The following is a 24,211-nucleotide window of genomic DNA, read 5'->3' as shown; positions in this document are numbered from 1 at the left end:
AGCGGCAGCTTCGGCAACGGGCTCAGCGGCAGCCTCGGCGGCGGGTTCTGCCGCTTCCGCAGCAGGCTCCGCTCCCTCGCCCTTCGCGTCCGCGATAGCCTGGAACGTGCGTACCAGCTTGGATACGGGCGACTGAATGCTTCCCAGGAACTTCGCGATGAGCTCGTCTCTGCTGGGCAGAGATGCGATGGACTCCACGCCCGCGGCGTCGTACAGCGTTCCCTCGATCACGCCGGCCTTGAAGGACATCTTCTTGTAATCTTTGATGATCCCGTTGAGTACTCTCGCCGGAGCGACCGCATCCTCATAGCTGATCGCGATGGCGCTGGGTCCTTCCAGAACGTCCTTCAAACCTTCGTATTTGGTTCCCTCGATGGCTCTTGCCATCAGGGTATTTTTATATACCGTGTAATCCACGTTGGATTCACGCAGCTTTTTTCTCATGGCATCGGCTTCCGCTACTGTGGTTCCGATGTAGTCGATGATTACTGCGGACTGTGCTTTTTCCAGCTTCTCTCTGATTTCGTCAATGATCAGCTGTTTTGCCTGTAAATGTTCTGCTGACATATTGTCTCCTTTCCGGCTTTTCTGTGAAAAAGAAAAAGCCTTTTCGGTGCTGTAGACTGAAAAAGGCTTTGTTTGTCAGGTTTATCTGCCTGAAAAATATAAGTATAACCTCGGCAGGATATTAAGCGCGTCGCCGCGCACCGGCTGTCTACAGTTTTTTATTCAATTTTCAATCGGACATCGTCCGGGATCGGTCCGCAGATACTATAAGGTGAGTTTCAGCGGGTTGATCTTCACTCCGGGACCCATGGTAGTGGCCACGGTCACGCTTCTCACATACTGGCCCTTGGCGGCTGCCGGTTTCGCCTTCAAAACCGCCTCGATGAGCGCGTTGAAGTTGTCCGTCAGTTTTTCAGCTCCAAAGGAGACCTTTCCGATCGGCGTGTGGATGATGTTGGTCTTGTCGAGTCTGTACTCAACTTTACCGGCTTTGATCTCCTGCAGAGCCTTCTCCACGTCCATGGTTACGGTACCGGACTTCGGGTTCGGCATCAGGCCCTTGGGGCCCAGGATCTTACCCAGTCTTCCGACCACGCCCATCATATCGGGAGTCGCTACGACAACGTCAAAATCAAACCAGTTTTCCTGCTGAATCCGCTGAGCCATCTCTTCCGCTCCAACGTAGTCAGCTCCTGCATTCTCGGCTTCCTTCGCCTTCTCGCCCTTGGCGAACACCAGCACTTTCTTGCTCTTGCCGGTTCCGTGGGGCAGAACGATAGCGCCTCTGACCTGCTGGTCAGCATGCCGTCCGTCAACGCCCAGCTTGATGTGGACTTCAACGGTCTCGTCGAACTTCGCTTTCGCAGTCTGAGGAATCAGCGCGAGAGCGTCGGTCACTTCGTACAGTGCGGTTCTGTCGATCAATTTCGCAGAATCCTTGTAGTTCTTACCTCTCTTAGGCATTTACATTACCTCCCTGTGGTACAAACGGCCGGCCGGCCTCCCACGTTCTAGTCTTCAACAACGATACCCATGCTTCTGGCGGTGCCCTTGATCATGGATGTGGCGCTCTCAACGCTGGCCGCGTTCAGATCGGGCATCTTCAGCTTGGCGATCTCTTCCACCTGAGCGGTGGTCAGCGTAGCGACCTTCTTCTTATTCGGTTCGCCGGAAGCGCTGTCCAGCTTGGCTGCCTTCTTCAGCAGAACAGCTGCGGGCGGCGTCTTCGTGACGAAGGTGAAGGAACGATCGGAATACACCGTGATCACTACAGGAATGATCATTCCCGGCTGATCCGCAGTCTTTGCGTTGAACTGCTTGCAGAAGTCCATGATATTCACGCCCTTCTGACCGAGAGCAGGACCTACCGGCGGTGCGGGAGTCGCAGCGCCTGCGGCGATCTGCAGCTTGATAAAGCCTTCTACTTTCTTTGCCATCTTCTTCTCCTTTCCGTTTTACGTGTAACCCAGAGGCCCTCAGGCTGAAAGAAAATGTGTCTGCGCGTAAAACAATTTCGGTTCAGACGCCGGATGCGTCTATATCTTATCAACCTGTCCGAATTCGAGTTCGACAGGGGTCTCTCTTCCAAACATCGAGATCTTTACTTTCAGGATCTGTTTTTCCATGTTGACCTCTTCCACCACGCCCATGAAGCTCTCAAAGGGGCCGTTGATGACCCGGACGCTGTCTCCGGGGTCGATATCGAGGTCAATGTAGACTTTTTCGATTCCCATGCGCCGCACTTCGTCGTCGCTCAGAGGAATCGGCTCGGAGCCGTGTCCCACGAACCCCGTAACACCCTGCGTGTTTCTCACCAGATACCAGGACTCATTGGTCACGATCATTTTGACGATTACGTAGCCGGGGAACATCTTTCTGGTTTTGACCTTGCGCTGGCCGTTCTTGATCTCCACACGGTCTTCCGTGGGCACAACAACGCTGAGAACCAGATCCTGCATTCCTCTGTTCTCAACCAGTTTTTCGATATTCACTTTCACCTTGTTCTCATGTCCGGAATAGGTATGGACCACATACCACTTTGCATTTGAAGAATCTCTTCCGCTGACCTGACTTTCTTCATTCAGCCGGGAAAGCATCTTGTCCGCCCTGGAAAGCTCCTGAGACTGCGGCGCCTGCTCCGGGGTCTCCTCCGGTTCCGACTCCGACCACTCCGGTTCCCCGGTCTCCGGAGCCGTTTCTTCCCGTTCGGCTTCCAATTCTTCCATATACTTATCTTCTGACATTTCTGTTTCCTCTCTCTATTACCCGGCAGGCCCGCAGGCTAGCTCAGGGTAATGTCCAAAATCTTCTCCAGCGCGAAGAGGAATCCGGTGTCCAGGACCCAGAAGAATAACGCAAAAGCAGCACAAGTCAGTATAACCACACCGGTGTAATTATACGTCTCTTTTTTCGTCGGCCAGATGACCTTCTTCATTTCCGTCTTGACGCCTTTGAAGTAATCCATCACTCCGGCTTTTTTCTTAACGTTTTCTGCCATTTTTATTCACGCCCTTCTAGTTATTTTGTTTCTTTGTGAAGTGTCTGCTTCTGACAGAATTTGCAGTATTTGTTGAACTCCAGACGATCGGGATCGTTTTTCTTGTTCTTGATCGTGTTGTAGTTTCTCTGCTTGCACTCTGTACATGCCAACGTAACTTTTACTCTCATGACTGACCTCCATTCCTATTTTAAGGGCGCGAAAACCGCTGCCCCCGGTTTATCTGATGACATACTGTGTTCAATTTTAGCATCTTACCATAGAGTCACTTATTAAACCTACCACACTTTTTCTTCAATGTCAAGGCGCTGCTCAGGCTTTTTTTGTTCTTCGGTCTCCGTCCTTTTATTTTGACCGAAGCTCACCCTCTGTTCATGCTGATATCTGTCATCGGGCAGATCCGGGGCCGGCGGCGCTTTCGCTATCTGTTCTTCTCATCCGTTCCCCCGGGGGAGGCTTTCCTGTCGGTAAACATTCTGATAAGAATGCCCACGAAGATGATAAGGCCCGCGACGCCGATCAGCGGGTAAATGGTATTCACCAGCTTGTTCAGAGGAATAAAGGACGCTACGGACACGCCGATAACAGCCACCGCGAGTACAACGATACGCTGCTTGGCCGTCTTATCTTCCGCAAACCGACGGCCAAACGCCCACAGATAGCCTGTGATCGTCGTGAAGACACCGATGAGGATCACGATGGAAAACGGCAGAGCCAGCGCCGGCAGTATGTTTTCGATAGCAGCCAGCATGGGCACCTGCGCCTTTACTTCTGCGATATAGTCCATATTAAACAGGATGGTAAAGAGCACCATGGTAAGTCCAACGGTAAAAAACACCGCAGAGCAGACTGCTCCGCCCCAGATCTCCCTGTTATTTTTGCAGTTATGTCCCAGCGATACGTTGAATACCATCCCCAGCGTGACATAGGCGCCCACCAGAGATATCACCGATACGATGGGATTATCGATCCCCAGGAACTGCGCCTGCAGGAACGTTCCCTCTTCTACATATTCCAGAACATGCTGCTGCGCTTCCATGATGCCTGCAGGCGTTGTAAAGAAACAGTAAACTCCCACGACGGCCAAAATGATGATGATCAATACGCCCGCAAATCCCAGCACGCCCGTGACTTTTTCCAGCCCCAGGCACACCACGATGACAGAGACCACACCCATGATCAGCGTGCCGACCCATACAGGAAGTCCCAGATACTGATTCACCGTCGCGCCGCTTCCCGCAAACATGATCAGCGTGCTCAAAGCGATGGAAAGGCTGCAGAAAACATCCACCACAAGACCGAGCTTTTTGCCGCAGTAATAGGCGTAGGCTTCGTCAGGGTTCTTGAAATCCTGCACACTGCCCGCTTTATACGTACCTGCGCAGAAAAGCAGCATCAATAGAAACGTGAGCGCCGGCAGTATAAACGGATAGGCTCCGCCCCAGGATCCGTAATACTGCAGCGTCTCCTGTCCCGACGCAAATCCGGCTCCGATACAGTATGCCGTGGACGCGCCGCCCACCGCAAAAACCGTTTTCCAGTTCATTTTACTCTGTTTGTCCATGTGTGTCCTCCTTGATCATGACCGCCGCACCTGATCTCCAGAAACTGATTTTGCCGATCAGGCCAAACAGGGTCTTTATTCCATAATGCAGAATTATGAATTCCATTTTCGCTATTCATTATAATATTATACACAATTCATGTCAATTGGAATTTTGATTCCGCATTGCAGAACAACAAGGCCGCGACAACGTCACAGCAGGATACGCCTGGCAATTATAAATATGTATCTGACTGTAGTTTATTATGCAAAAAGGAGACGATGATCCGCCGCGGACAGGATACAGAGAAAATGAGATATGCGAGAAAAGAAACGATAAAAGAAAAGAAAGGTGAAAGATCACCGTGGGGACCGGCGCCGGATCAGTTTTTTCAAATGCGGCGCCGGCCTCAGCGGCGCGTCACTGGGTCACGTCGACCCAGACGCCGTCCGTGGCTCTCTGCAGTTCCTCGGGAGTAAAACACACGGCGGAGTTTCCCGTCCCCGCCGCAGGGAATACTTCTTTGAACTGTCTCAGCGATTCATCGAGATATACCTTTACGCCATCCGGCAGGCCAAACGGGCAGACGCCTCCCACCGGGTGTCCCGTGACGGCCAGCGTGTCGTCGAAGGACAGCATTTTCGCTTTGCACTGAAACGCCTGTTTGTATTTCTGATTGCTGATCCGCGCCGTCCCCATGACGACCAGGACGATGTGGCTGCCATCTTTGAGTTCCAACGCCAGAGACTTGGCGATCTCCCCCGGCTCCCGTCCCAACGCTTTGGCTGCCAGCTCCACCGTCGCGCTGCTCTCGTCCAGCAAAATGATCTCGTTGGGAATATTTCTCTCCTTAAAATACTGAACAACTGTCTCGTAGCCCATATTCCTCCGTCCTTTCCTCAAATCGTATTCCGGAAATCGTTTACATTTAAAATGGCCTGTGCGCATTGCCTCAGGCCACATTCGAATGCCCTTATTTTACACCTTTCGATCAAAAAACACAAGGCAGCGGGCGAAAAGATCCTTCACCCCTGAAACAACAGCCACGCCAGAGCGCAGGAGAACAAGATCCCCGCGGGCACGCCGATCTGAAAGCTCAGATGCCTGGTCTTGTGGCGAAACACCCGCATACCCGCCAGGATCCCAGGCCCGCCGAAGCAGAAGGCGAAGAAGAAAAGCACCTTCTCCGGCACCCTCCATTCCCCTCTCCTGGCCCGGTGCTTGTCCCATCCCATGACCAGAAAGGCCAGCGCGTTCCAGCTCAGCAACAGACACGCCGCTACTTCCATACTCTTCTCTCCTCTCTTTTACCAGCTCAGATTGCCCCGCAGACCGTCGTTGAGAATGGCAAAGCATTCCCGGACGCAGTAGTTTGGCTGCAGTCCCGGCACCGATCTGGCGCTCAGTCCCTCCACGCTGCCGTAGCCGCATCTCCTGGCTATGGCCCTGGCACGAAACACGTGGAAATCGGAAGACACGACTACGACTCTGGCCGACCCAGGATCAGCCCCCTCCTCCCGGATCTTCTCCCAGGAATACGTGAGATTTTCCGTGGTGCTGGTTGAACGGTCCTCCCATATGATGCGTTCCTCCCCGATCCCCATGCGGACCAGCATCTCGGCGATGGCTCTCGCCTCCGATATCCCCTCGTTAGCGCCCTGCCCGCCGCTGGCGACCACCCTGGTCCGGGGATTCTGTTTCAGGTAATCGGCCGCAGCCTCGATGCGGTAGCGCAGGGAAAGAGACGGCCTTGTCCCGTTGACCTTTGCCCCCAGTACGATCACATAATCGGCGCCTGGAGAGGGCTCGTCCACCATACCGGAAATGATGAGCCCCATCAAGACACAGAATACAGCCAGCGACAATGCCACGCCTGCTTTCCACAGCACGCGAAACCATCCCGGAAAGCGGTTCCAGACCGGCAGCAGCCGGCCCGCGCCCATGAGCAGGATGCCAAGCGCCAGCCAGAACCACTGAAAAAGATAGACCGCTCCCAAATAGATCCCCAGCCCTGCAAAGTACAGCAGAGAAACGCCCCCGCAGCCATACAGCGCCAGCTGCCGGCGGCTTCGTCTTCGCCCTCCGGCCGCCGCGTCTTCCGCCTTTTCAGCGCTCCCGGTCTTCCCCTGCTCTCTGCCTGGGCGTTTTTCGCGCCGGTCAGAATCTCCGTCCCGTTTCATGATCCCGCCTCCCCTGAATTCTTTTCTCTATTTTATCATCCAACGGTCCATGCGTTCAATTAATTTACTCTGAAAGAACTTAAGAAACTCTGAAGAATACATCCCGTCCCCCCATCTGCGCCACAAAAAGATCCGGCAGCGCCTGTTTTACATACGCCGCCGGATCTTCCGGCTGGATATTCTCATCAGAGATCTATTTATTTCGCCGGCCGTCCTGTCCGTTCTGCAGAACGATCCGATCAATCCTTGTAATAATCACACAGATACTCGGCGACGCCGTCAGTCCGGATCTGATATTTGCAGTCTGCGCCGATCTCAAAACTCTCCTGCGCGGCGACGGCGCGCCAATTTTCCTCCCCCGGCAGAAGCACTTCCGCGCTGCCTGCGATCAGCTGTACCACCTCCCGGTCTCCCACGTCAAAGGTGTAGCTTCCTGCAGTGATGATCCCCAGTGTAAATCTGCCGCCGTCCTGACGGTAGCAGGTCCTGCTGGTCACCTTGCCGTCGAAGTAGACGTTGGCCTTAGATTCCACCTGAACGTTTTTTAATACCTTATCAATCATGCTCTCTCTCCTTTCACACCGCTAAACCGGTTCTGCAGCAGGCTGCCGGCGGGCTCTACGGCAGGCCAGGCCCCGCCTGTCCTCCAACGTACCTCCCGGCCGGCGGCTCTTTTGCGGCCGCCGCGGCCTAGTCCTCGTCCCCGGAGCGTTTCATTTTCTGCAGTTTGACGATGCAGCCGATGAGGCCGCCCCAGATAGGAATTACACAGACGAGCATTACGATGATCGCTTTGATAGTCATATTGATCCCTCCCCGCTATTTGCTGAATCCATTATCCGGTACCGGCGGGAAGCTCTCTCCGTCAAACAGCTTCTCACCTGCAGAATCGGCGATACGATTGTTGAAAAGATACAGGACCAGGCCCACGCCGCCCAGCTGCAGGATAAGCGTGCCCAGAGAATAAACGCCGAAGGGATTCCACCAATCGGGATTCCATCCCACAGAGAGAATGCACCACCAGATGAACATAGCCACTGCCAGCAGCGGCGCCAGTACGGTGATGGCGAAATTCCACCATTTCCCCATGGTCATGCCGCTGTACGGATTGTTCAGCAGTTTGGTGCGGACCTTCTCCACTCCGAAACGGTAAAGCGCATAGCAGGAGAACACCGCTCCAATGACCATTCCCATGCCCACGACGAAGTCCTGATTGTTGAAGAACGTATTGCTCCAGGCAGACGGCGTTCCGATCAGCACCGTAGCCACCAGCATGATGACGAAGGTCTTCTTCTTGCTCACCTTCGCGTCGGCAAAGGGCTGGTAGACAATGGAGTACATAGCGATGACGGAAGAAATTCCGGCCATCATCAGCGATGTAAAGAACAGCATCGCCATGATGCGGCCGCCGGGCATCTGTTCAAACACGCCGGTCAGCGCGATGAACGCCAGACCGTTGTTGCCTGAAGCGCACATGTCCAGCGCCTCCTGAGTAGGCATGAAGGCGAAGAGCGCGGGTATGATCGCGATGCCTGCCAGCAGTGCAACGGACATATCGCCAAGCCCCTGGATGGTGGTGGCCAGCGAGATATCCGCCTTGCGTTTGGAATATACGGCGTAAGCGATGCAGATGCCCCAGCCGGGACCTGCGGACCACAGGCACTGTGTCAGCGCCTCAAGCCACACCTTAGATGATAGGAAATCGTGCAGTTCAAAATCAAACAGATAATTCAGTCCTTCGGCGGAGCCGGGCAGCGTTACCGTCCGCACCGCGATAATGATCACGCTCAAAAAGAGCACCGGCAAAAATACCTTGTTGGCCTTTTCAATAAAGGATATCCCCTTATAAGCGCCCCAGGCCGAGAAGGCCTGCAGCAGGATGAACACGATAACCATAGCCACGTTCTTTTCACATACAGTGGCGAAGAGCGCCGCCTTATCCACGCCTGCATACCCGTTGGTCAGCGCCATGACAAAGTAATAACAGACCCAGGCCAGCACCACGGTGTAATAGCTGATGGTGATGGTCACGATCCACCATACGAAAGAGCCGAACCAGGTCCCTTTCTTCGTGCCGATAAAATCCCGAAACGCGCCGGGAAGACCTTTTCTCGTGGAGCGGCCGATCACGTGTTCTCCCATCATGAGCGGGATGATCGCCAGCGCCATAATCAAAATATAAGCGATGACGAAAGCGCCGCCTCCATTTACCGCGGCTACACGGGGAAATCTCCAGATATTTCCCGTCCCTACCGATCCGGCTATCATAGCGATAGCCATGGCAAGCGGTGATGAAAAGCCCAGCTTCTTCTGTGTGTTGTCTTCCATAACAAGCAACCCTCCTGTTACCTTACGATTGCATACAACCTCACTTCTGATCAGAGCGGATTCCCGACCCTCTCGCTCCCCCCTTTCATCGGCCCGAAGTCCGTTCCGCATAGTGGAATCAATGATTCCGCTATCACTTTTAATTAATATTAATTTTAATTATTGGTTATGTCAATTTTAGTATTCGGATATTATTTAAGCACAACTTATGTATTTGCAGAATTTATATAGCATTTTAACGTTTTACTAATTTTGATTTTTTGGTTTATTAATTCAACAATATGAAATTCTTTTTATTTTCTAAATCTTTAAAATATTTCATAGTCCTCAGTTGTTTTCCGCACATAAAAAAAAGAGCATACAAAATATAAATTTTGTACGCTCTCTATTTAACGTTTATTCAGGTCAAAGAATTACTCGTTGATCTTCGTGACAACGCCGGAAGCTACCGTTCTTCCGCCTTCACGAATAGCGAATCTCAGTCCTTCTTCGATAGCGATCGGGGTGATCAGCTCAATGTCCATCCGGATGTTGTCTCCCGGCATACACATTTCCGTTCCCTCCGGCAGCGTTACGTTCCCCGTTACGTCTGTCGTTCTGAAGTAGAACTGCGGTCTGTATCCGTTGAAGAACGGCGTGTGACGTCCTCCCTCTTCCTTCTTCAGTACGTATACCTCTGAGCTGAACTTCGTGTGCGGATGGATCGTTCCCGGCGCAGCCAGTACCTGCCCTCTCTCGATCTCGTTTCTCTGCACTCCACGCAGCAGCGCTCCGATGTTATCTCCCGCTTCTCCCTGATCCAGCAGCTTGCGGAACATTTCAATTCCCGTTACGACTACTTTTCTTCTCTCTTCCGTCAGTCCTACGATCTCTACTTCGTCCGATACCTTCAGGATTCCTCTCTCTACTCTTCCCGTCGCTACCGTTCCGCGGCCCGTGATCGAGAATACGTCCTCTACCGGCATCAGGAACGGCTTGTCGGTCGCTCTTACCGGCTCCGGTATATACGCGTCTACCTGCTCGAACAGCTCTACGATCTTATCTCCCCACGGTCCTGCCGGATCTTCCAGCGCCATCAGCGCAGATCCTCTTACGATCGGGGTATCGTCTCCCGGGAACTCGTAGGTGTCAAGCAGTTCTCTCACTTCCATCTCTACCAGATCCAGCAGCTCTTCGTCGTCTACCATGTCGCACTTATTCAGGAATACCACGATGTACGGCACGCCTACCTGTCTGGACAGCAGGATGTGCTCTCTGGTCTGCGGCATCGGTCCGTCCGTCGCCGCTACTACCAGGATCGCTCCGTCCATCTGCGCCGCTCCCGTGATCATGTTCTTTACATAGTCCGCGTGTCCCGGGCAGTCTACGTGCGCGTAGTGTCTGTTCGGGGTCTCGTACTCTACGTGCGCCGTGGAGATCGTGATTCCTCTCTCTCTCTCTTCCGGAGCCTTGTCGATCTGATCGAAGGCTACGTCGGCTCCCAGACCGTATCTCTGGTGCAGAGTCTTGGTGATCGCCGCTGTCAATGTGGTCTTACCGTGGTCAACGTGTCCGATAGTACCAATATTAACATGGGGTTTTGTTCTTTCAAATTTTTCCTTTGCCATTTTAATACCCTCCTCTTGCTTTCAAGTTCTCTTGCAACCTGATACAGGAGAAACTATCAGCACATTTTCTTTTTGCGTTATATTTATATTTACATATAAAATCAGAGCCAAAGAGCTGATCCGGTCTCCGGCCTTTCTGTCAAAAGCCGAAAGCCGGGCAGTGTACCGCGTCGGACCCGGGGACTCAGCCAGCCCGTCCCTAAAAATTATCTGCCTTTACACAGAAAAAAATACCGCAACACACAAAGTGCCACGCTGTTTTGGCAAGGCTGTTGTCGTGTCCATATTCTCGTAGGCAATTATAGCATAAGATGCGGCTCCTTGGCAAGCGTTGTTTTTTTAATTCAGCTTGCTTTCCGCGGCGGAAATCACAGGTTTGTGAAAACCCATATCAATATCCCGGCTGGCCGGTCATCCGATGAAAGCGCATATGGTTTCTGCCGCTTCCCTCATCGGTTCTGCCATACCTTCACGATGCAGCCTGCGCAGCAGACCGATCCCCCTATCGATCGTATTTTGCAGGAGGACGCCAAATGTCTTCCGCACCTGTCGGAAGAAATACAAGCGGCACACGGAACATCAGTGGACCATATCTCCTATGTTATAAAAACTCCCTCCTTCGGAGCCTTATTCGCCCTCCGGGCTCACCTTCACAATGTAGGCTTTTTTATTCTTCCGTCTATATCGCCAAAGAAAGGCGATATTGACTACATAGAAAAAAGATCCTGAGAGCTTAGGCTTTCGGGATCTTCTGGACAGGCTGTCCGAAAACCAAATACGCATATGAACAGGAAAAAACAAGCGCAGCAATCCATGAAAATCTTCAAATTCCAACGTTTGTGTGGTATGACAAAAGAAAAGAGGAGGTGCCGCATGGCTTATGTATATGGAACACCGCGTGCCAAATCAGGCTGTTTGTCTCCTGGGAGGAAGAGATTGCTGCCGACAATCCGGTCCGGCTGGCCGACGCCTTTGTCGACGGTCTGGAGATGGACAAACTGGGGTTTACCCATGCAGTTCCCGCAGGCACGGGACGGCCAGCCTATGACCCCGTCATGCTTCTCAAATCGTACTTATATGGCAACCTCCATATCGTAACGAATTGATCCTTATTATTCATAAACGCTCCATTCACAACTTCCGATTCTTGTTCATGTCCAATCCAATCTATACTATATAAAAAATGCAGATCAGCAGTTGATCGAAAACACGAGAGGATCCATTTTTTCTTTTTGCCTTGTATTCAACATCAAAAAAGAAAAAAACAGAGGACGCAGCAGACAGTTCTATTATCTGTCTTGTCGATTTATGTCGCTTTTTTCTTTTTGAAAGCACTTTTGCACTAAACAAGAAAAAATAGTTTCCATATATTTCATAATAAGTATATTTCGATCATTCTTTTTTCGTTTTTGCGTCATTTGGCGTGGCAAAAAGAAAAAATCCAGGAGACGTCCCATCTTTCCGCGTATCAAAACGGTCCCCAGCGTTGATCTCCATGCTTCTCAGATCCCCAGGCCCCCATGATGAACAGCAAAAACGGCTTTCACTGCTTGCGGGTGGCGGACGACATACCCAAACAGAAGCTCCGACTGTGCGTGTCGGAGCATCCCTTCGGCACGGTAAAGCGATCCCATGGGGTCTACTACTTTCTTTGCAAGGGGATCCAAAAAACCTCGGCGGAAGCGGGGCTTAGTTTTCTTGCCTTTTTCCGCGGCTTCAGCCGCAATGGAAAAAAGGACAGCAGGGAGCGAAGCGAGTCGGAGGCGAAGCCGTTGCGTACAATATGAAGAGAGCCATCAATATGAAGGGGGGGGCCGGCCCTTGTGGAGGAAATGAGGGGGATTTAACCCCTCGTTTTTTGCCCTTTTCCCTTATTTCAACGTAAAAAAACACTGTAAATCTTGGATTTACAGTGTTTTTTCCTGCCTTTTCGGACAGTCTATGGAGCTGTTATCCGGATTTGAACCGGAGACCTCATCCTTACCAAGGATGCGCTCTACCGACTGAGCTATAACAGCATATAAAACAGTTCAAAATGCGCGGCGGACAAGTCCGACAAATTCACCGCTTTTCAATTATATGATAATCAGATGAGCTTGTCAATATTCATTTTCTTTTTTTTATTTTCTTTTTGGCGCTCAGCCGTCCTCTGCTGCAAAACCTGAAATCGGTCTTCATTCAGCGCTGCAGTTCAGGATTTCTTCTCCAAATGACGCCGGGCCGGGCCCGCCGTTTCAAGACCGCGGTCCGGCCGCCTCGTCGCCAGGACCGATCCCACAGTAGGCGCGGTCCGGCCGGACCGCGCCGGAGTCAGCATCCGATGTCAAAATACAGATTCAATTTGCGTTTCGTGCGCTGTATGGCGTTGTCGATGGCTTTCGGCGATTTTCCCATCTGCCTTGCGATCTCCGTATAACTCTTTCCGTGCAGATACTCATTCCACACCGTCATCTCCATACTGCTGAAAATGTCCGATCCGTTTCCCACAATATAGCTGGCCACCTCCTTCAGGAGAAGCAGCGCCTCCGGATCTGACGCGCTGTCCGAGGACAGGGTTTCCGCCAGCGTCTGGGAAGCCTCGTCATCCTCCGAGATCGGTTTGTTCAGCGACACCGAGGTATTCAGCGGAGAATGCTTCAGGCGCGTGGCGCGCTTGATGGCAGTAATGATCTGGCGGTTGATGCACAGCTCCGCAAAGGTGCGGAAAGAAGCTTCCTTCGCCCCGTCATAGCTGCGGATGGCCTTAAACATTCCGATCATCCCTTCCTGCACGATGTCTTCCTTGTCTGCGCCCACCATAAAATAAAGGTGTGATTTAGCCTTCACCACTTCCTTGTATTTCTGGATCAGGAATTCTTCCGCATCCTCATCCCCGTTCTGGGCCTGCAAAACCAGTTCTTCCTCCGTCTTTCCCTGAAAATCCGGGAACTGCACTTCCGTCATCTTCTGTTGTTATCCTTCCTGCATCCCGCCGGTCCGCCGGCGGAATACCTCGTACATCAGGATCGCCGCCGCATTGGACGCGTTGAGAGAACTGATCTTTCCCCTCATAGGGATAGACAGCACATAATCGCATTTTTCTCTCACAAGCCGGCTGACTCCCTGTCCCTCTCCGCCCACCACGACAGCCATGGGCCCCGACAGCTCCGCCTCATAGTAGATCTGCCCGTCCATATCGCAGGCGGCGATCCACAGGCCCTCTTCTTTCAGCTTTTCAATAGCAGAGACCATGTTGCCCACCTTGGCCACAGGAACGTATTCGATGGCGCCGGCCGAAGCTTTTGCCACCGTCTCTGTCAGCCCCACGGCACGCCGGGAGGGAATGACGATGCCGTGGACTCCCGCCGCGTCCGCCGTCCGCATGATCGCCCCCAGATTGTGGGGATCCTCCAGACCGTCCAGCAGTATGAGAAACGGCTCCTCTCCTTTGACCCGCGCGCTTTCAAGTATATCCTCCAGCTGGCAGTAATCGTGGGCCGCCGCAAAGGCCGCCACCCCCTGATGAGGCCGTCCGGGACAGAGTCTGTCCAGCGCCGCCCGCTCCACATATTGGATCTGCAGCCCTTTTTCCCTGGCCATAGAAGCGATCTTGCGCACAGAACCTTCCCCATCCTTCTGCATGAGGATCTTTTCGATGGTCCGGCCGCTCTTCACCGCCTCCATCACCGGATTTCTGCCGATAATGAGACCGGGATCGTCCCGCCGTTCTTCTTCGCGCTCCGGGAACCGGCTTCTGCCCGCCGCTTTGGGCCTTCCCGTCTGCCGGGTCCCTGCCGCCCCTTTGTCTTCCCTGGTCTTTTTCGCCTGCAGATACCGGTCCCGCTTCTGTTTCTTTTCCGCTTCGCGCTGGGCGATCCGCGGATTATCTCTCTTCGACAATGCCGTTCCTCTTTCTCTTTCCAAGGCGCCGGTTCCCCCAGACGCGCTTACTTTCTTTTATATACGGTAAAACGGTAGCTCACACCGTTCTCCTGCCGCGGTTCGTCCTCCCAGGTAAGTCTCCAGCCATTTTCCTCCGAAAGCTCCGGAAAAAAACAGTCGGCCCCCTCGAACTTCCGCGCGATCTTTGTCACGTAGACTTCATCGCACATGGGCAGAAGCTGCCGGTAGACCTGTTCGCCCCCCGCCGCGAAAGCCGCGTCTTCCATCCCTCTGCGCACGAGTTCGTCCCTGAGCTCCTCTACGGAGCCCGCCACCGATACATTTTCCTGCCCGGCCAGCCGTTCCCGCAGTTTTGCGTCCCGGGAAAGCACGATGGTCTCTCTTCCGGGCAGCGGTCTCCCGCCTGGAAGAGATTCCAGAGTGGCCCGTCCCATTACGACCACGCCGCCTAAAGTCTTTTCTTTAAAATATTTCAGATCGCCGGGAAGATGGATGAGAAGTCCTCCATCCTTACCGATCGCCCAGTTTTCGTCCGCTACAACAATCGCTTTCATTCCGCCTCCGTGCCTTCAGGGCCGTTTTATCAGATCGCCACCGGTATATTTTTGACCTGTTCGCCTGCTTTATAATCGAGAAACTCAAAATCGTCCAGAGTAAATTCATAAAAATCTTTTACATCCGGATTCATCCGGAACTTAGGCGCCGGATATTGGGGCCGCTGGATCAGTTCTTTGATGATCGGCATGTGGCGGTCGTAGATGTGCGCGTCCGCGATGACGTGGATCAGCTCGCCCGCCTGAAGACCGCTGACCTGGGCGAACATGTGCAGCAGCACCGCGTATTGGCACACGTTCCAGTTGTTTGCCACCAGCGTGTCCTGAGATCTCTGATTCAGCAGCGCGTTCAGCCTGCCGTCCGTCACGTTGAAGGTCATGCTGTAGACGCAGGGTTCCAGTCCCATCTCCGAGAGATCTGCAAAATTGTAGATATTCGTCATGATACGGCGGCTGTAGGGCGTATTTTTCAGCTGCCAGAGCACGTTGTCCACCTGGTCCATAACGCCTTGTCCAAATTTATACTTTACCCCCAGCTGATACCCGTAGGCTTTACCGATCGTGCCCTTTTCATCGATCCAGGAGTCCCAGATATGGCTCTTCAGATCGCTGACGTCGTTGGATTTTCTCTGCCAGATCCAGAGGATCTCGTCGATGGCGTTGCGCAGGGGCGTGGGCCGCAGCGTCAGCGCCGGAAACTCCTCCGACAGATCATACCTGTTGATGACGCCGAATTTCTTGATCGTGTGAGCCGGCTGTCCGTCTTCCCAGACCGCCCGCACCGCCTGTCCTTCTGAGGAATACCCGTTTTCCATAATATCCGTACACATGTTCACAAAAATCTGATCGGCTCTGCTCATCTATGCTCCTCCAATATGTCAATTATGTCGCTTTTCATTTGATTGCGTGATATTATATCATATTAAGTTCCAAAAGGGAACCAAAAGAAAGAACCAATTTTTCCAGTTTAACACATTCTTTCAGCGGCGGCCCTTCCGGGCCGGTCAAACCCTTTCCCTGCAGGTCTCCAAAACGCAGAAAAGCACAGGGCGGCCGTCCTCTCACAGCCATCCCCATGCTTTGATCCCCCCCGTATATCCATTCCTTTTCAGGCGGGCTTTATCCGATCTGTTCCTCCAGCCATCTTCGTCCTGCGCCGATCTGCCGCCGCACTTCCGACGGCGCGGTCCCGCCGTAAGAAGTCCTCCTGCTCACGCAGCCCTCCATGGACAGATCCGGAAGCGACGCTCTCGACAGCCTGGAGTCGATCTCCGAAAGCTCCTCATCTGTCAGATCGCCGAAATCCTTCTGACATTTCTCACACGTCTTTACCATCTTCCCTACGATCTCATGAGCTTCCCGGAAGGGAATGTTCATCGTGACCAGATGCTCCGCTATATCCGTGGCGTTCAGAAAACCCCTGCTCAGATTCTTCTTCATATTTTCTCCGTCGAATTCCGTCTGCTCGATCATCTTGGAAAACAGCTGGAGCGAAGCGGACCAAGTATCCACAGCGTCAAACAGCGCGTCTTTGTCTTCCTGGAAATCCTTATTGTACGCCAGCGGCGTCCCCTTCATCACGGTGAGCAGCTGGATCAGATCGCCGTAGACCCGGCCCACTTTCCCCCGCAGCAGTTCCGCCAGATCAGGGTTCTTCTTCTGCGGCATGATCGAGCTTCCCGTACAAAAGCTGTCGTCGATGACCACATACGAAAATTCCTGGGAATTCCACCACACGATCTCCTCCGCCAGTCTGGATATGTGCATCATGCTGACGGACGCCGCGCTGATCACTTCGATCATGTAATCCCTGTCGCTGACGCTGTCCATGGCGTTTTCCGTCACCGCGCCGAAACCCAGCAGCTCCGCCGTTCTGTGACGGTCTATGGGCAGAGTGGTCCCCGCCAGCGCGCAGGCCCCCAGCGGGCAGCAGTCGACCCGGGTGAGCGCCGACTGCAGGCGCTCGATATCCCGACGGAACATCTGAAAATACGCCATCAGATGAAAGCCCACCGTGACTGGCTGGGCGTGCTGCATATGAGTAAATCCCGGCATGATCATGTCGGCGTATTTTTCCGCCTTGTCCAGAAGCACGTTTTCCAGATAGTTCAGCCCCGCCGTGATCTCCGCCGCGGCGTCTTTCACATAAAGCCTGGTGTCCACGGCCACCTGGTCATTTCGGCTCCTGGCCGTGTGGAGCTTCTTCCCGGCCTCCCCCAGCATCTCGATGAGCGCTCCTTCCACGCCCATGTGCACGTCCTCGTCCTTGTAGGTAAATGTGATCTCGCCGGAATCCAGCTTTTCTCTGATCACGTTCAGACCTTCCACGATCTTATTCTTCTCCTGCTCCGTCACGATCCCCTGCTCCGCAAGCATGGTCACGTGAGCGATGCTCCCCCTGATATCCGACGGGTAAAGGCCCTTATAATAACCGATGGCCGTTCCGTACTCCGCAGCGAAGGCATCCAGACCCTTTTCGAATCTGCCTGTCCATAGATTACCCATTTTATCTCTCCTCCATATTACACAGCCGTTTTTCAGCAAAACGGCTCAATATTTCACTTCCGTGTTCCAGCGCCCTGACGTCGAAACACATATCGGGATGGTGCAGTACCGGACTCACATCTGCTCCCAATCCCATGTAGATGGCTTCGCACCCCAGCAGGGCGGCATAGTAATGAAAGTCCTCCCCTACCGTTGTGTGGACATCCCGCAGCAGGCCCTGTTCGCCCAGTACCTCCCGGATGCTGTCCGCCGCGCTCTGCCGCATCGCCTGGCTGTAGACGGGCGCCGGACCGTATGTGATGGGCTGCAGCTCCAGACCGGCGCCGGCCGTCTCCGCCGCGCATTCGAGAACTTTTCTCACCTTCTGCGCCAGCCGCTCCATCTCCCGGTCGTCTTCGCACCTCAGGTCGATGCCCATGAGCGCTTCCGCCGGTATGGTGTTCAAACCGCCTTCCGCCGTAACGATCTGCGTCACTTTTAATGAATGGACCAGCGCCGGATCGCCGTGGACCGCGCTCAGCCCGTTGGCCGCCAGCACTGCGGCCTCCGCCGCATTGATCCCCAGGTGCGGTTTTGAGCCGTGGGCGGAGACCCCCAGCAGTCTGGCCCTGATCTGCGAGGACGCGCAGTGGTAGACGGCGGGACTGGCCTGACCTGCCCGGCCGTCTCCGCTCTCCAGCAGATGGATCGCTGCGATCTCGTCCAGTCCCGAGAGCAGTCCGCTGCCGATCACGCTGCGGGAACCCCCGTCCCCCTCCTCCGCAGGCTGAAAGATCACCTGGAGCGTTCCGGAAAACGCATTTTTCCGCGCCAATCTGCCGGCTACCGTCAGGACCATGGCGCAGTTGGCGTCGTGGCCGCAGGCGTGGATGGCGCAGGTCTTCCCCTCTCTCTCAAAGGGCAGCGCGTCCATGTCCGCTCGCAGTCCCAGTACGGGCCCGGGCCGGCCGCTGTCCAGCGTCCCTACCACACCTGTGCTTCCGTTCACGCCTTCCGCCACATCAAACCCCATCTCCCGCAGCCGGGCCGCCAGAAAAGCGGATGTCCTGTATTCCTGATGGGCCGTCTCCGGCATGCCGTGGAGCACCTTGTACACTTCACAAACGTCCATGCTTCCTCCCGTCTCCGCCGACCGGTCTGGTTCCAGACCGGCCGGCAGCTCTCCTATGCGCCTGCCTGCTCCGGCTGCGTTTTGATCCAACCCTTTATCCGGTCAATATCCGATGACCGTGGCCGCAAACAGCAGCGCCGAGCTCAGCACTACCAGCAGCAGGAACAGCGGCAGCACAAATTTCAGATAGCGCCCAAAATCCAGATTCGCCGCGGAAATGTAAGCCATGACGATGGCCGACGTGGGCCACACCAGATTGGAGAAACCGTCGCCGAACTGGAAAGCCAATATGGCCGTCTGCCGGCTGACGCCGATCAGATCGGAAAGGGGAGACATAATGGGCATCATGGCCATGGCCTGACCGCTCCCGGAATTGATGAAGAAATTGATAAAGGTCTGGGCGATGAACATTCCGATGGCGTTCACAGAAGCCGGCAGATTCTGAAGGATCTGCGCCAGTGCGTAGATGATCGTGTCGATGATCTGCCCTTTTTCCAGCACGATGGGAATAGCCCGGGCCAGGGCGATGACCATGACGGCCAGAAATATGGTCTTTCCAAATTCCGTGAATTTATCTGCGATCTCTTCCGCGTTGAAACCGGCGATCACTCCGCCGATCACGCCGAAGATCAGATAGAGCGCCGTCATCTCATTCAGGCCCAGCTGCAGCCAGATGGTCAGAAGGGCGATGGCGATGGTGGAAAACAGCAGCATGAACACCAGCAATTTATCCCGGAATGTGGCGGGCTGCATCTCCTCTTCCCTCTGCACCGGCTCCAGCGCCGCAACGCCGCTGCTGAGACTTCGGCTTGGATCCTTTCTGACCCGTTCCGCGTAACGGATCACATAGGCGAATCCCACGGCCCCCAGAAACAGGTAGCAGAACGTTCGGAAACCCAGTCCGGAATAGATGGGAAGCTCGGCGATCTCCTGGGCCACCACCACTGTATTGGGGTTGGTGGGGCCGGATCCAAAGCCGATCATGACGCTGACCGCGATCATGCCCAGTCCGGTCATGGCGTCGTAGCCCAGCGCCAGACAGAGACTGACGATCAGCGGCACGTAGACCACCGGCGTATTCATGGCGCCCGTCAGTCCTGCGTTCAGGAAGAAGAACAACATGATGCCGATCATCAGCGCGATCCGGCTCCCGCCCCCGCCGCCTTTCGTGACGGAAGACAGGACCCGCTCCAGAGCGCCGGTGGATGTGTAAAATCCGATGCTGCCAACGCTGACAAACATCAGTACGATAATGGATGCTCCCGCCAGAAAGCCCTCCGGTATGGCCGTGATCATTTCAAACCAGGAGACCGGATTCTGATCTATGTAGTGAAAACTGGCGGGATCCACTACGTTCATGCCGTTTACTTCCACCCGGGTGTATTCTCCAGCCGGCACGATGTACGTCAGAACACCGGCAAAAATGATGATGAGTACGAGAATGATATAAACGTGAGGTATCTTAAAGCGACTTTTCTTTTGTTCCACAGTTGTCCCCTCCTAATTTTCGCCGGATCCAAACCAATCCAGCATCTGACTTCCCGTTGCAAACCAGGTACCTCCCAGCTCTTCCATATAATCCAGAAGTTCCTCCACTATGCCGATCCGTCCCGGATTTCCCGCTGTCTGCGGGTCCAGCTGCAGCACATAACACAGACCGCAGCGGTGGTACCCGTAAAATTCGTCCTTCCAGTTGGACAGCACGCCGGAATAGTTGGCGATCCGACCCTGTCCCGCGGGGAAGGCGGGATTATAATTGAAGGCAAAATAGGGCAGATCGTACATCGCCCAGTGAGCGGGTATCTCCAGCAGCCGGCCGTCGCCCAGATCCTTGTAGTAAGGCCGGTCGTCGTCGGACAGACAGCTGGAATAACTCATGCCAAGATCCCTGACGATCCTCAGCGTCTCCAACGTGATCTCTCCGTTAGGCGCCCGAAAGCCCGCCGGCTTCACACCGCAGCTTTTCTCCACGGCCTGGGCTCCCCTGGCGATCAGTTCCCGCTGCTCTTCCGGAGGGAGAAGGGCCAGATTTTCACAGGCATAACCCCGGCAGGCGATCTCGTGGCCTGCCGCTGCGATCTCCCTCATCTGTTCTCCATAAAGCTCCGCCGTCTTTCCCGGCACGAAAAAGGTAGCCTTGATCCCTCTCTTTTCAAAGGCTTCCAGCAGGCGTCCCAGTCCTCTTGTCATGCCGTACTGGCCCATGGACAGCGTCTTGGGCATGTTGACGCACGCCGGGTCCAGTTCCAGCCAGAAGAATTCCGCATCCAGATTAACGGTGACCATGGCCGCGCACTTCCGCCCTTCCGGCCATTTTACTGTCTGCATATACATGGCTTGCCCTCCTGTTCTTCCTCTTTCGCCGCGGTCTCGCGGTACCAGTCCGCCACCTCCTGGCCCGTGGCCACCCAGACGTCCTCCATGGCCGTGATCTTTTTCAGCAGCTCTTCCAGGATCAGGATCCTGCCCGGCGTTCCGATGACCTGCGGGTGCATCATAAAGGCGATGCACAGACCGTAGCGGTAACAGCCCTCGAATTCCCGGACGAAATTGTCCAGTACGCTGCGGTAACAGGCGATCCTGTCCTGACCCTTCGGAGTGGGCGTATACATGTTGTAGGCCATCTCCACATAGTCGTCCAGCTCCCATTTGGTGGGAATTTCAATAAAGTCCGTCTCCCTGCCGTCGATCACCGTCCGGTAGGGTCTGTCGTCGCCCCGCATGGAACTGGAATAGGAAAATCCCCGTTCCCACAAGAGCTTCGGCGTCTCCGGAGACCAGTCTCCCGAGGGGGTTCGAAAACCCGCCGCCTTCCTGCCGATCAGATCTTCATAGATCTGCTGGCTTTTTTCAATGATCTCGATCTGTTCTTCCACCGTCTTGCCCGCAAACCGTTCGTGAGCATACCCGTGGTGTCCGATCTCGTGACCCGCGCCGGCGATCCTCTTCACCACTTCCGGCCAGCGCTCCGCCGTCAATCCCGGCACGTAAAAGGTACCCTTTACACCGTAGCGGTCCAGCATATCGAGGATCATGTCGGCCGCCCGCTTCGGCCCGTAATTTCCCACCGACCTGGAGCGGATGTAATCCTCTCCGCCTGGGATCGCCCTGGCGCCGTTTTCCCACGTGGTGTCACCGTCCAGATCGAAGGTAAACATGGCGGCGCAGCGGCATCCATTGGGCCATACTGTCTTTTTCATCTCAGCTCTCCTTGCAAACGCAGTCCACTATAACGGATCCGGTTATCTGTCTATCATAGTAAAAAGCAAATATCGTGCCAACAAAAAAGCGCCAAAAAGGCGCTTTTTTACGGATAATGCCATGAACAAAGAAGGCCAGCTGGCGAAATATTCACCAGTTGGCCTTCTTTATTTCTTCTTTCAGCAGCATACCCTTCTCTGTGATGACGCTTCCCCCGCGGCCCTTGCCGGACCGTACAAATCCGCAGTCGTTCAGCCGGTTCAAAGCAGCCCGGATCTCCGGCTCCGTGAAGAAGCGTTTCTGCTCCCGCGCTGCCGCGGCCAGGCCGGGCCTGCCCCGTCTCTTATACGCGGCCAGGCCGGGCCTGCCCGTGCGCCGGCCGCACAGGGCCGCTTTTTCCAACTCCTCCAGCACAAAGAGGTAGATCTCCAGCCGATTGCTCTCCCGCAGCAGAAGTCTGCCCAGCAGCCCATATTCTACGGCCGCCGCAGATCCGTCTCCCCCTCCGGGAGCAGAGCGCCGCTCCGTATGGACCTCCGGCTCCCCTCCGCTCTGCAGCAGAGCAGAGGGAAGATCCTCCTTTCCGATCTCCCGCTTTTCCAGGTTCGTCAGATATTCCACCACATTTCTCAGTTCACGGATATTCCCACGCCACTCATACGCTTCCAGGATCCCCTGGGCCTCGGGGCTGAAGATCAGCCGGCGGCGATGAAGCTCCATAAAATGACAGATCAGAAGCATAATATCGCCTTTCCGCTCCCGCAGCGGCGGAATGCTCAGCGGCAGAACGTTGAGCCTGTAATACAGATCCTCCCGGAAAACGCCCTCCCGCGCCATCCGGTACAGATCCTTGTTGGTAGCGGCGATGATCCGTACATCCACGTCGATCACCTTCTGGGAACCGATCTTGATGATCTTTCGCTCCTCGATGGCCCGCAGCAGCTTCGCCTGCAGACGCAGAGGCATCTCCCCGATCTCATCCAGGAAAATAGTTCCCTTGTGGGCCAGTTCAAAATACCCGATCTTGCCGCCCCGCCTGGCTCCGGTAAAGGATCCCTCTTCGTATCCGAACATCTCGCTTTCCAGCAGATTTTCCGGGATCGCCGCACAGTTTACCGCCACGAAATTATAACGGCGTCTGGCAGAGGCGTTGTGAATACTCTGGGCAAAGACCTCTTTTCCCGTGCCGCTTTCCCCCGTGATGAGAATGGACGAATCCGATCCGGCCATCCGCCGCGCTGCAGCCGCAGCCTCCGCGATCGCCCTGCTGCCGCCCTTGATATCGGAAAAATCATACTTGGCGGTATGGCTGCGCTGGCTCAGTCTGGCCCGTACGCCGTGCTGATGTTCCTCCACCTCTTCAAAGTTTTTGACCGATATGATGTGGCCGCCCATCCCCTTCCGCGCCCGTATGGGAACGATGGAAACGATCAGATTCTGCGCGCCGTCGGAGATCAGCAGTTCCTTTCTCCCTTCCTCAAAAAAGTCCGGGTCTCCCAGATCGATCTCCGGCAGTATCTCCGCGGCCAGCAGTCCTTTCGACAGCTCCTGACGGCCCCGGAGCAGCGCTTCCGCCTTCTCGTTGAACAGATAGATCCTGCCCATATTGTCCGTGATGAGGATCCCCTGCTCCATCAGCTGGATCAGCATGCCGATCTGATCCGACAGTTCCTCGTTCTCCCCCAGTATTTTTTCCACGCTGGAACTGCCGAACAGCGTGTCCTTCTTTCTGGCAAATCGATCGGAGGACCGCAGGACGTCCTTGACCCCCAGACGGTCCGCGATATCCAGAATACAGTTCATGTCGATCTCACGGTGTCCCACGTTGATGACCCGTTCGATCCCCGAAGGCACCAGACGTTCCTCGTCGGGCGTGATGGCCAGGCGGATGGACCGGTCGTAATCCCCCTCTCCGTAATAGGGGATCAGCTCGATGTCCCGGTAGCCCAGAGCGTAAATGTTGGCGATCATCTGCAGACAGGAGCGCTGGTCCAGATTGACCAGAAGGGCTCTGGTATTTCCCGGAAGACCCTTCAGCTTCTCCACATTGTTCTTCGTCATCATGAGATTGAAGGCGGTCAGCGCCGAGGTGCTCTTCACCTTCGGCTTCACATCCTGCAGGATCGTATACGTGACTCCCACAAGGTCCTCCTCCAGAAAATCGATGGAGGCCAGATCCTCCATGGTATATGTGTTGATCCGCACCAGACCTTCAAAATAATCCAGCAGATTGACGCGCAGTTCTTCTGCGTATTTCCGCTGATTGGCTACCACCGCGATCTGTTTCATCACGAC

25 protein-coding genes, 1 tRNA gene, 1 pseudogene and 1 other annotated feature are annotated in these 24,211 nt (G+C 54.6%); of the genes and pseudogenes, 2 read left to right on the top strand and 25 right to left on the bottom strand.

Annotated features, from left to right (window positions below; translation table 11 throughout):
- The 14 genes from rplJ to tuf all read right to left on the bottom strand — a co-directional run.
- Positions 1–567, bottom strand: a 567-nt coding sequence (gene rplJ / locus E0E37_RS02540) for a 50S ribosomal protein L10 (RefSeq protein WP_130861405.1), incomplete at its 3' end; no start/stop codon positions are given.
- Between the two features lie 22 nt (positions 568–589).
- Positions 590–739 (bottom strand) — a sequence feature (ribosomal protein L10 leader region).
- A gap of 32 nt (positions 740–771) precedes the next feature.
- The gene (gene rplA, locus E0E37_RS02535; protein WP_130861404.1) at positions 772–1,470 is read right to left on the bottom strand and encodes a 50S ribosomal protein L1; all 699 of its coding nucleotides are present in this window, start codon (positions 1,468–1,470) and stop codon (positions 772–774) included.
- A 47-nt stretch (positions 1,471–1,517) separates the two neighbouring features.
- A complete protein-coding gene (gene rplK, locus E0E37_RS02530) occupies positions 1,518–1,943 on the bottom strand; it encodes a 50S ribosomal protein L11 (protein WP_130861403.1) in 426 nt (141 codons plus the stop codon).
- Positions 1,944–2,042: 99 nt separating this feature from the next.
- The gene (gene nusG, locus E0E37_RS02525) at positions 2,043–2,603 is read right to left on the bottom strand and encodes a transcription termination/antitermination protein NusG (RefSeq protein ID WP_130861413.1); all 561 of its coding nucleotides are present in this window, start codon (positions 2,601–2,603) and stop codon (positions 2,043–2,045) included.
- A gap of 185 nt (positions 2,604–2,788) precedes the next feature.
- Positions 2,789–3,004 carry a preprotein translocase subunit SecE gene (secE, locus tag E0E37_RS02520; protein WP_130861402.1) on the bottom strand — a complete coding sequence of 72 codons (216 nt, stop codon included), beginning with the start codon at positions 3,002–3,004 and terminating at the stop codon, positions 2,789–2,791.
- A gap of 20 nt (positions 3,005–3,024) precedes the next feature.
- The gene (gene rpmG, locus E0E37_RS02515; RefSeq protein ID WP_130861401.1) at positions 3,025–3,174 is read right to left on the bottom strand and encodes a 50S ribosomal protein L33; all 150 of its coding nucleotides are present in this window, start codon (positions 3,172–3,174) and stop codon (positions 3,025–3,027) included.
- A 251-nt stretch (positions 3,175–3,425) separates the two neighbouring features.
- Positions 3,426–4,568 carry a YkvI family membrane protein gene (locus E0E37_RS02510; RefSeq protein WP_130861400.1) on the bottom strand — a complete coding sequence of 381 codons (1,143 nt, stop codon included), beginning with the start codon at positions 4,566–4,568 and terminating at the stop codon, positions 3,426–3,428.
- Between the two features lie 400 nt (positions 4,569–4,968).
- Complete coding sequence (locus E0E37_RS02505) at positions 4,969–5,430, bottom strand: YbaK/EbsC family protein (RefSeq protein ID WP_130861399.1); 462 nt, start codon at positions 5,428–5,430, stop codon at positions 4,969–4,971.
- A gap of 143 nt (positions 5,431–5,573) precedes the next feature.
- A complete protein-coding gene (locus tag E0E37_RS02500) occupies positions 5,574–5,837 on the bottom strand; it encodes a DUF1294 domain-containing protein (RefSeq protein ID WP_130861398.1) in 264 nt (87 codons plus the stop codon).
- Positions 5,838–5,855: 18 nt separating this feature from the next.
- Entirely contained in the window at positions 5,856–6,728 is an 873-nt protein-coding gene (locus E0E37_RS02495) for a YdcF family protein (RefSeq protein WP_130861397.1), read from the bottom strand.
- A 239-nt stretch (positions 6,729–6,967) separates the two neighbouring features.
- Entirely contained in the window at positions 6,968–7,291 is a 324-nt protein-coding gene (gene ppnP / locus E0E37_RS02490; protein WP_130861396.1) for a pyrimidine/purine nucleoside phosphorylase, read from the bottom strand.
- A 127-nt stretch (positions 7,292–7,418) separates the two neighbouring features.
- Positions 7,419–7,532, bottom strand: a complete 114-nt coding sequence (locus E0E37_RS02485; protein ID WP_130861395.1) for a MetS family NSS transporter small subunit — start codon at positions 7,530–7,532, stop codon at positions 7,419–7,421.
- Positions 7,533–7,547: 15 nt separating this feature from the next.
- Positions 7,548–9,056, bottom strand: a complete 1,509-nt coding sequence (locus tag E0E37_RS02480) for a sodium-dependent transporter (RefSeq protein ID WP_165445164.1) — start codon at positions 9,054–9,056, stop codon at positions 7,548–7,550.
- A gap of 413 nt (positions 9,057–9,469) precedes the next feature.
- Positions 9,470–10,663, bottom strand: a complete 1,194-nt coding sequence (gene tuf, locus E0E37_RS02475) for an elongation factor Tu (RefSeq protein ID WP_130861393.1) — start codon at positions 10,661–10,663, stop codon at positions 9,470–9,472.
- An 866-nt stretch (positions 10,664–11,529) separates the two neighbouring features.
- Here tuf and E0E37_RS18810 point away from each other — a divergent pair.
- Positions 11,530–11,754: pseudogene (locus E0E37_RS18810) on the top strand (hypothetical protein); the annotation flags it as partial.
- 429 nt (positions 11,755–12,183) lie between these two features.
- The gene (locus tag E0E37_RS02470; protein ID WP_130861392.1) at positions 12,184–12,450 is read left to right on the top strand and encodes a hypothetical protein; all 267 of its coding nucleotides are present in this window, start codon (positions 12,184–12,186) and stop codon (positions 12,448–12,450) included.
- A 155-nt stretch (positions 12,451–12,605) separates the two neighbouring features.
- Here E0E37_RS02470 and E0E37_RS02465 read toward each other — a convergent pair.
- From E0E37_RS02465 to E0E37_RS02415, 11 genes are all read right to left on the bottom strand, one after another.
- Positions 12,606–12,681: transfer RNA gene (locus E0E37_RS02465), tRNA-Thr, on the bottom strand.
- Positions 12,682–12,973: 292 nt separating this feature from the next.
- A complete protein-coding gene (gene sigH / locus E0E37_RS02460) occupies positions 12,974–13,606 on the bottom strand; it encodes an RNA polymerase sporulation sigma factor SigH (protein ID WP_130861391.1) in 633 nt (210 codons plus the stop codon).
- 9 nt (positions 13,607–13,615) lie between these two features.
- Positions 13,616–14,542 (bottom strand): 23S rRNA (guanosine(2251)-2'-O)-methyltransferase RlmB, encoded by a 927-nt coding sequence (gene rlmB / locus E0E37_RS02455; RefSeq protein WP_130861390.1) that lies wholly within the window; start codon positions 14,540–14,542, stop codon positions 13,616–13,618.
- Positions 14,543–14,589: 47 nt separating this feature from the next.
- Positions 14,590–15,099, bottom strand: coding sequence for a dihydrofolate reductase (locus tag E0E37_RS02450; protein ID WP_130861389.1), 510 nt, complete (start codon positions 15,097–15,099; stop codon positions 14,590–14,592).
- Positions 15,100–15,128: 29 nt separating this feature from the next.
- Positions 15,129–15,959, bottom strand: coding sequence for a thymidylate synthase (gene thyA / locus E0E37_RS02445; RefSeq protein ID WP_130861388.1), 831 nt, complete (start codon positions 15,957–15,959; stop codon positions 15,129–15,131).
- Between the two features lie 259 nt (positions 15,960–16,218).
- Positions 16,219–17,604, bottom strand: a complete 1,386-nt coding sequence (argH, locus tag E0E37_RS02440) for an argininosuccinate lyase (RefSeq protein WP_130861387.1) — start codon at positions 17,602–17,604, stop codon at positions 16,219–16,221.
- A gap of 1 nt (position 17,605) precedes the next feature.
- On the bottom strand, positions 17,606–18,805 hold the full coding sequence (locus E0E37_RS02435; protein WP_130861386.1) for an amidohydrolase: 1,200 nt from the start codon (positions 18,803–18,805) through the stop codon (positions 17,606–17,608).
- Positions 18,806–18,817: 12 nt separating this feature from the next.
- Complete coding sequence (locus E0E37_RS02430) at positions 18,818–20,203, bottom strand: YfcC family protein (RefSeq protein ID WP_130861385.1); 1,386 nt, start codon at positions 20,201–20,203, stop codon at positions 18,818–18,820.
- 12 nt (positions 20,204–20,215) lie between these two features.
- Complete coding sequence (locus E0E37_RS02425) at positions 20,216–21,049, bottom strand: polysaccharide deacetylase family protein (RefSeq protein ID WP_130861384.1); 834 nt, start codon at positions 21,047–21,049, stop codon at positions 20,216–20,218.
- A complete protein-coding gene (locus tag E0E37_RS02420; RefSeq protein WP_130861383.1) occupies positions 21,031–21,915 on the bottom strand; it encodes a polysaccharide deacetylase family protein in 885 nt (294 codons plus the stop codon). The genes E0E37_RS02425 and E0E37_RS02420 overlap by 19 nt, the downstream gene beginning before the upstream one ends.
- 151 nt (positions 21,916–22,066) lie before the next feature.
- Complete coding sequence (locus E0E37_RS02415) at positions 22,067–24,205, bottom strand: sigma-54 interaction domain-containing protein (protein WP_130861382.1); 2,139 nt, start codon at positions 24,203–24,205, stop codon at positions 22,067–22,069.
- Between the last annotated feature and the right edge of the window lie 6 nt (positions 24,206–24,211).

Source organism: Bacilliculturomica massiliensis (assembly GCF_900605495.1).
GTDB lineage: Bacteria > Bacillota > Clostridia > Peptostreptococcales > Anaerovoracaceae > Bacilliculturomica > Bacilliculturomica massiliensis.
The sequence above is the reverse complement of the archived record's forward strand: the minus strand, read 5'-3'. Positions and strand labels throughout refer to the sequence as shown.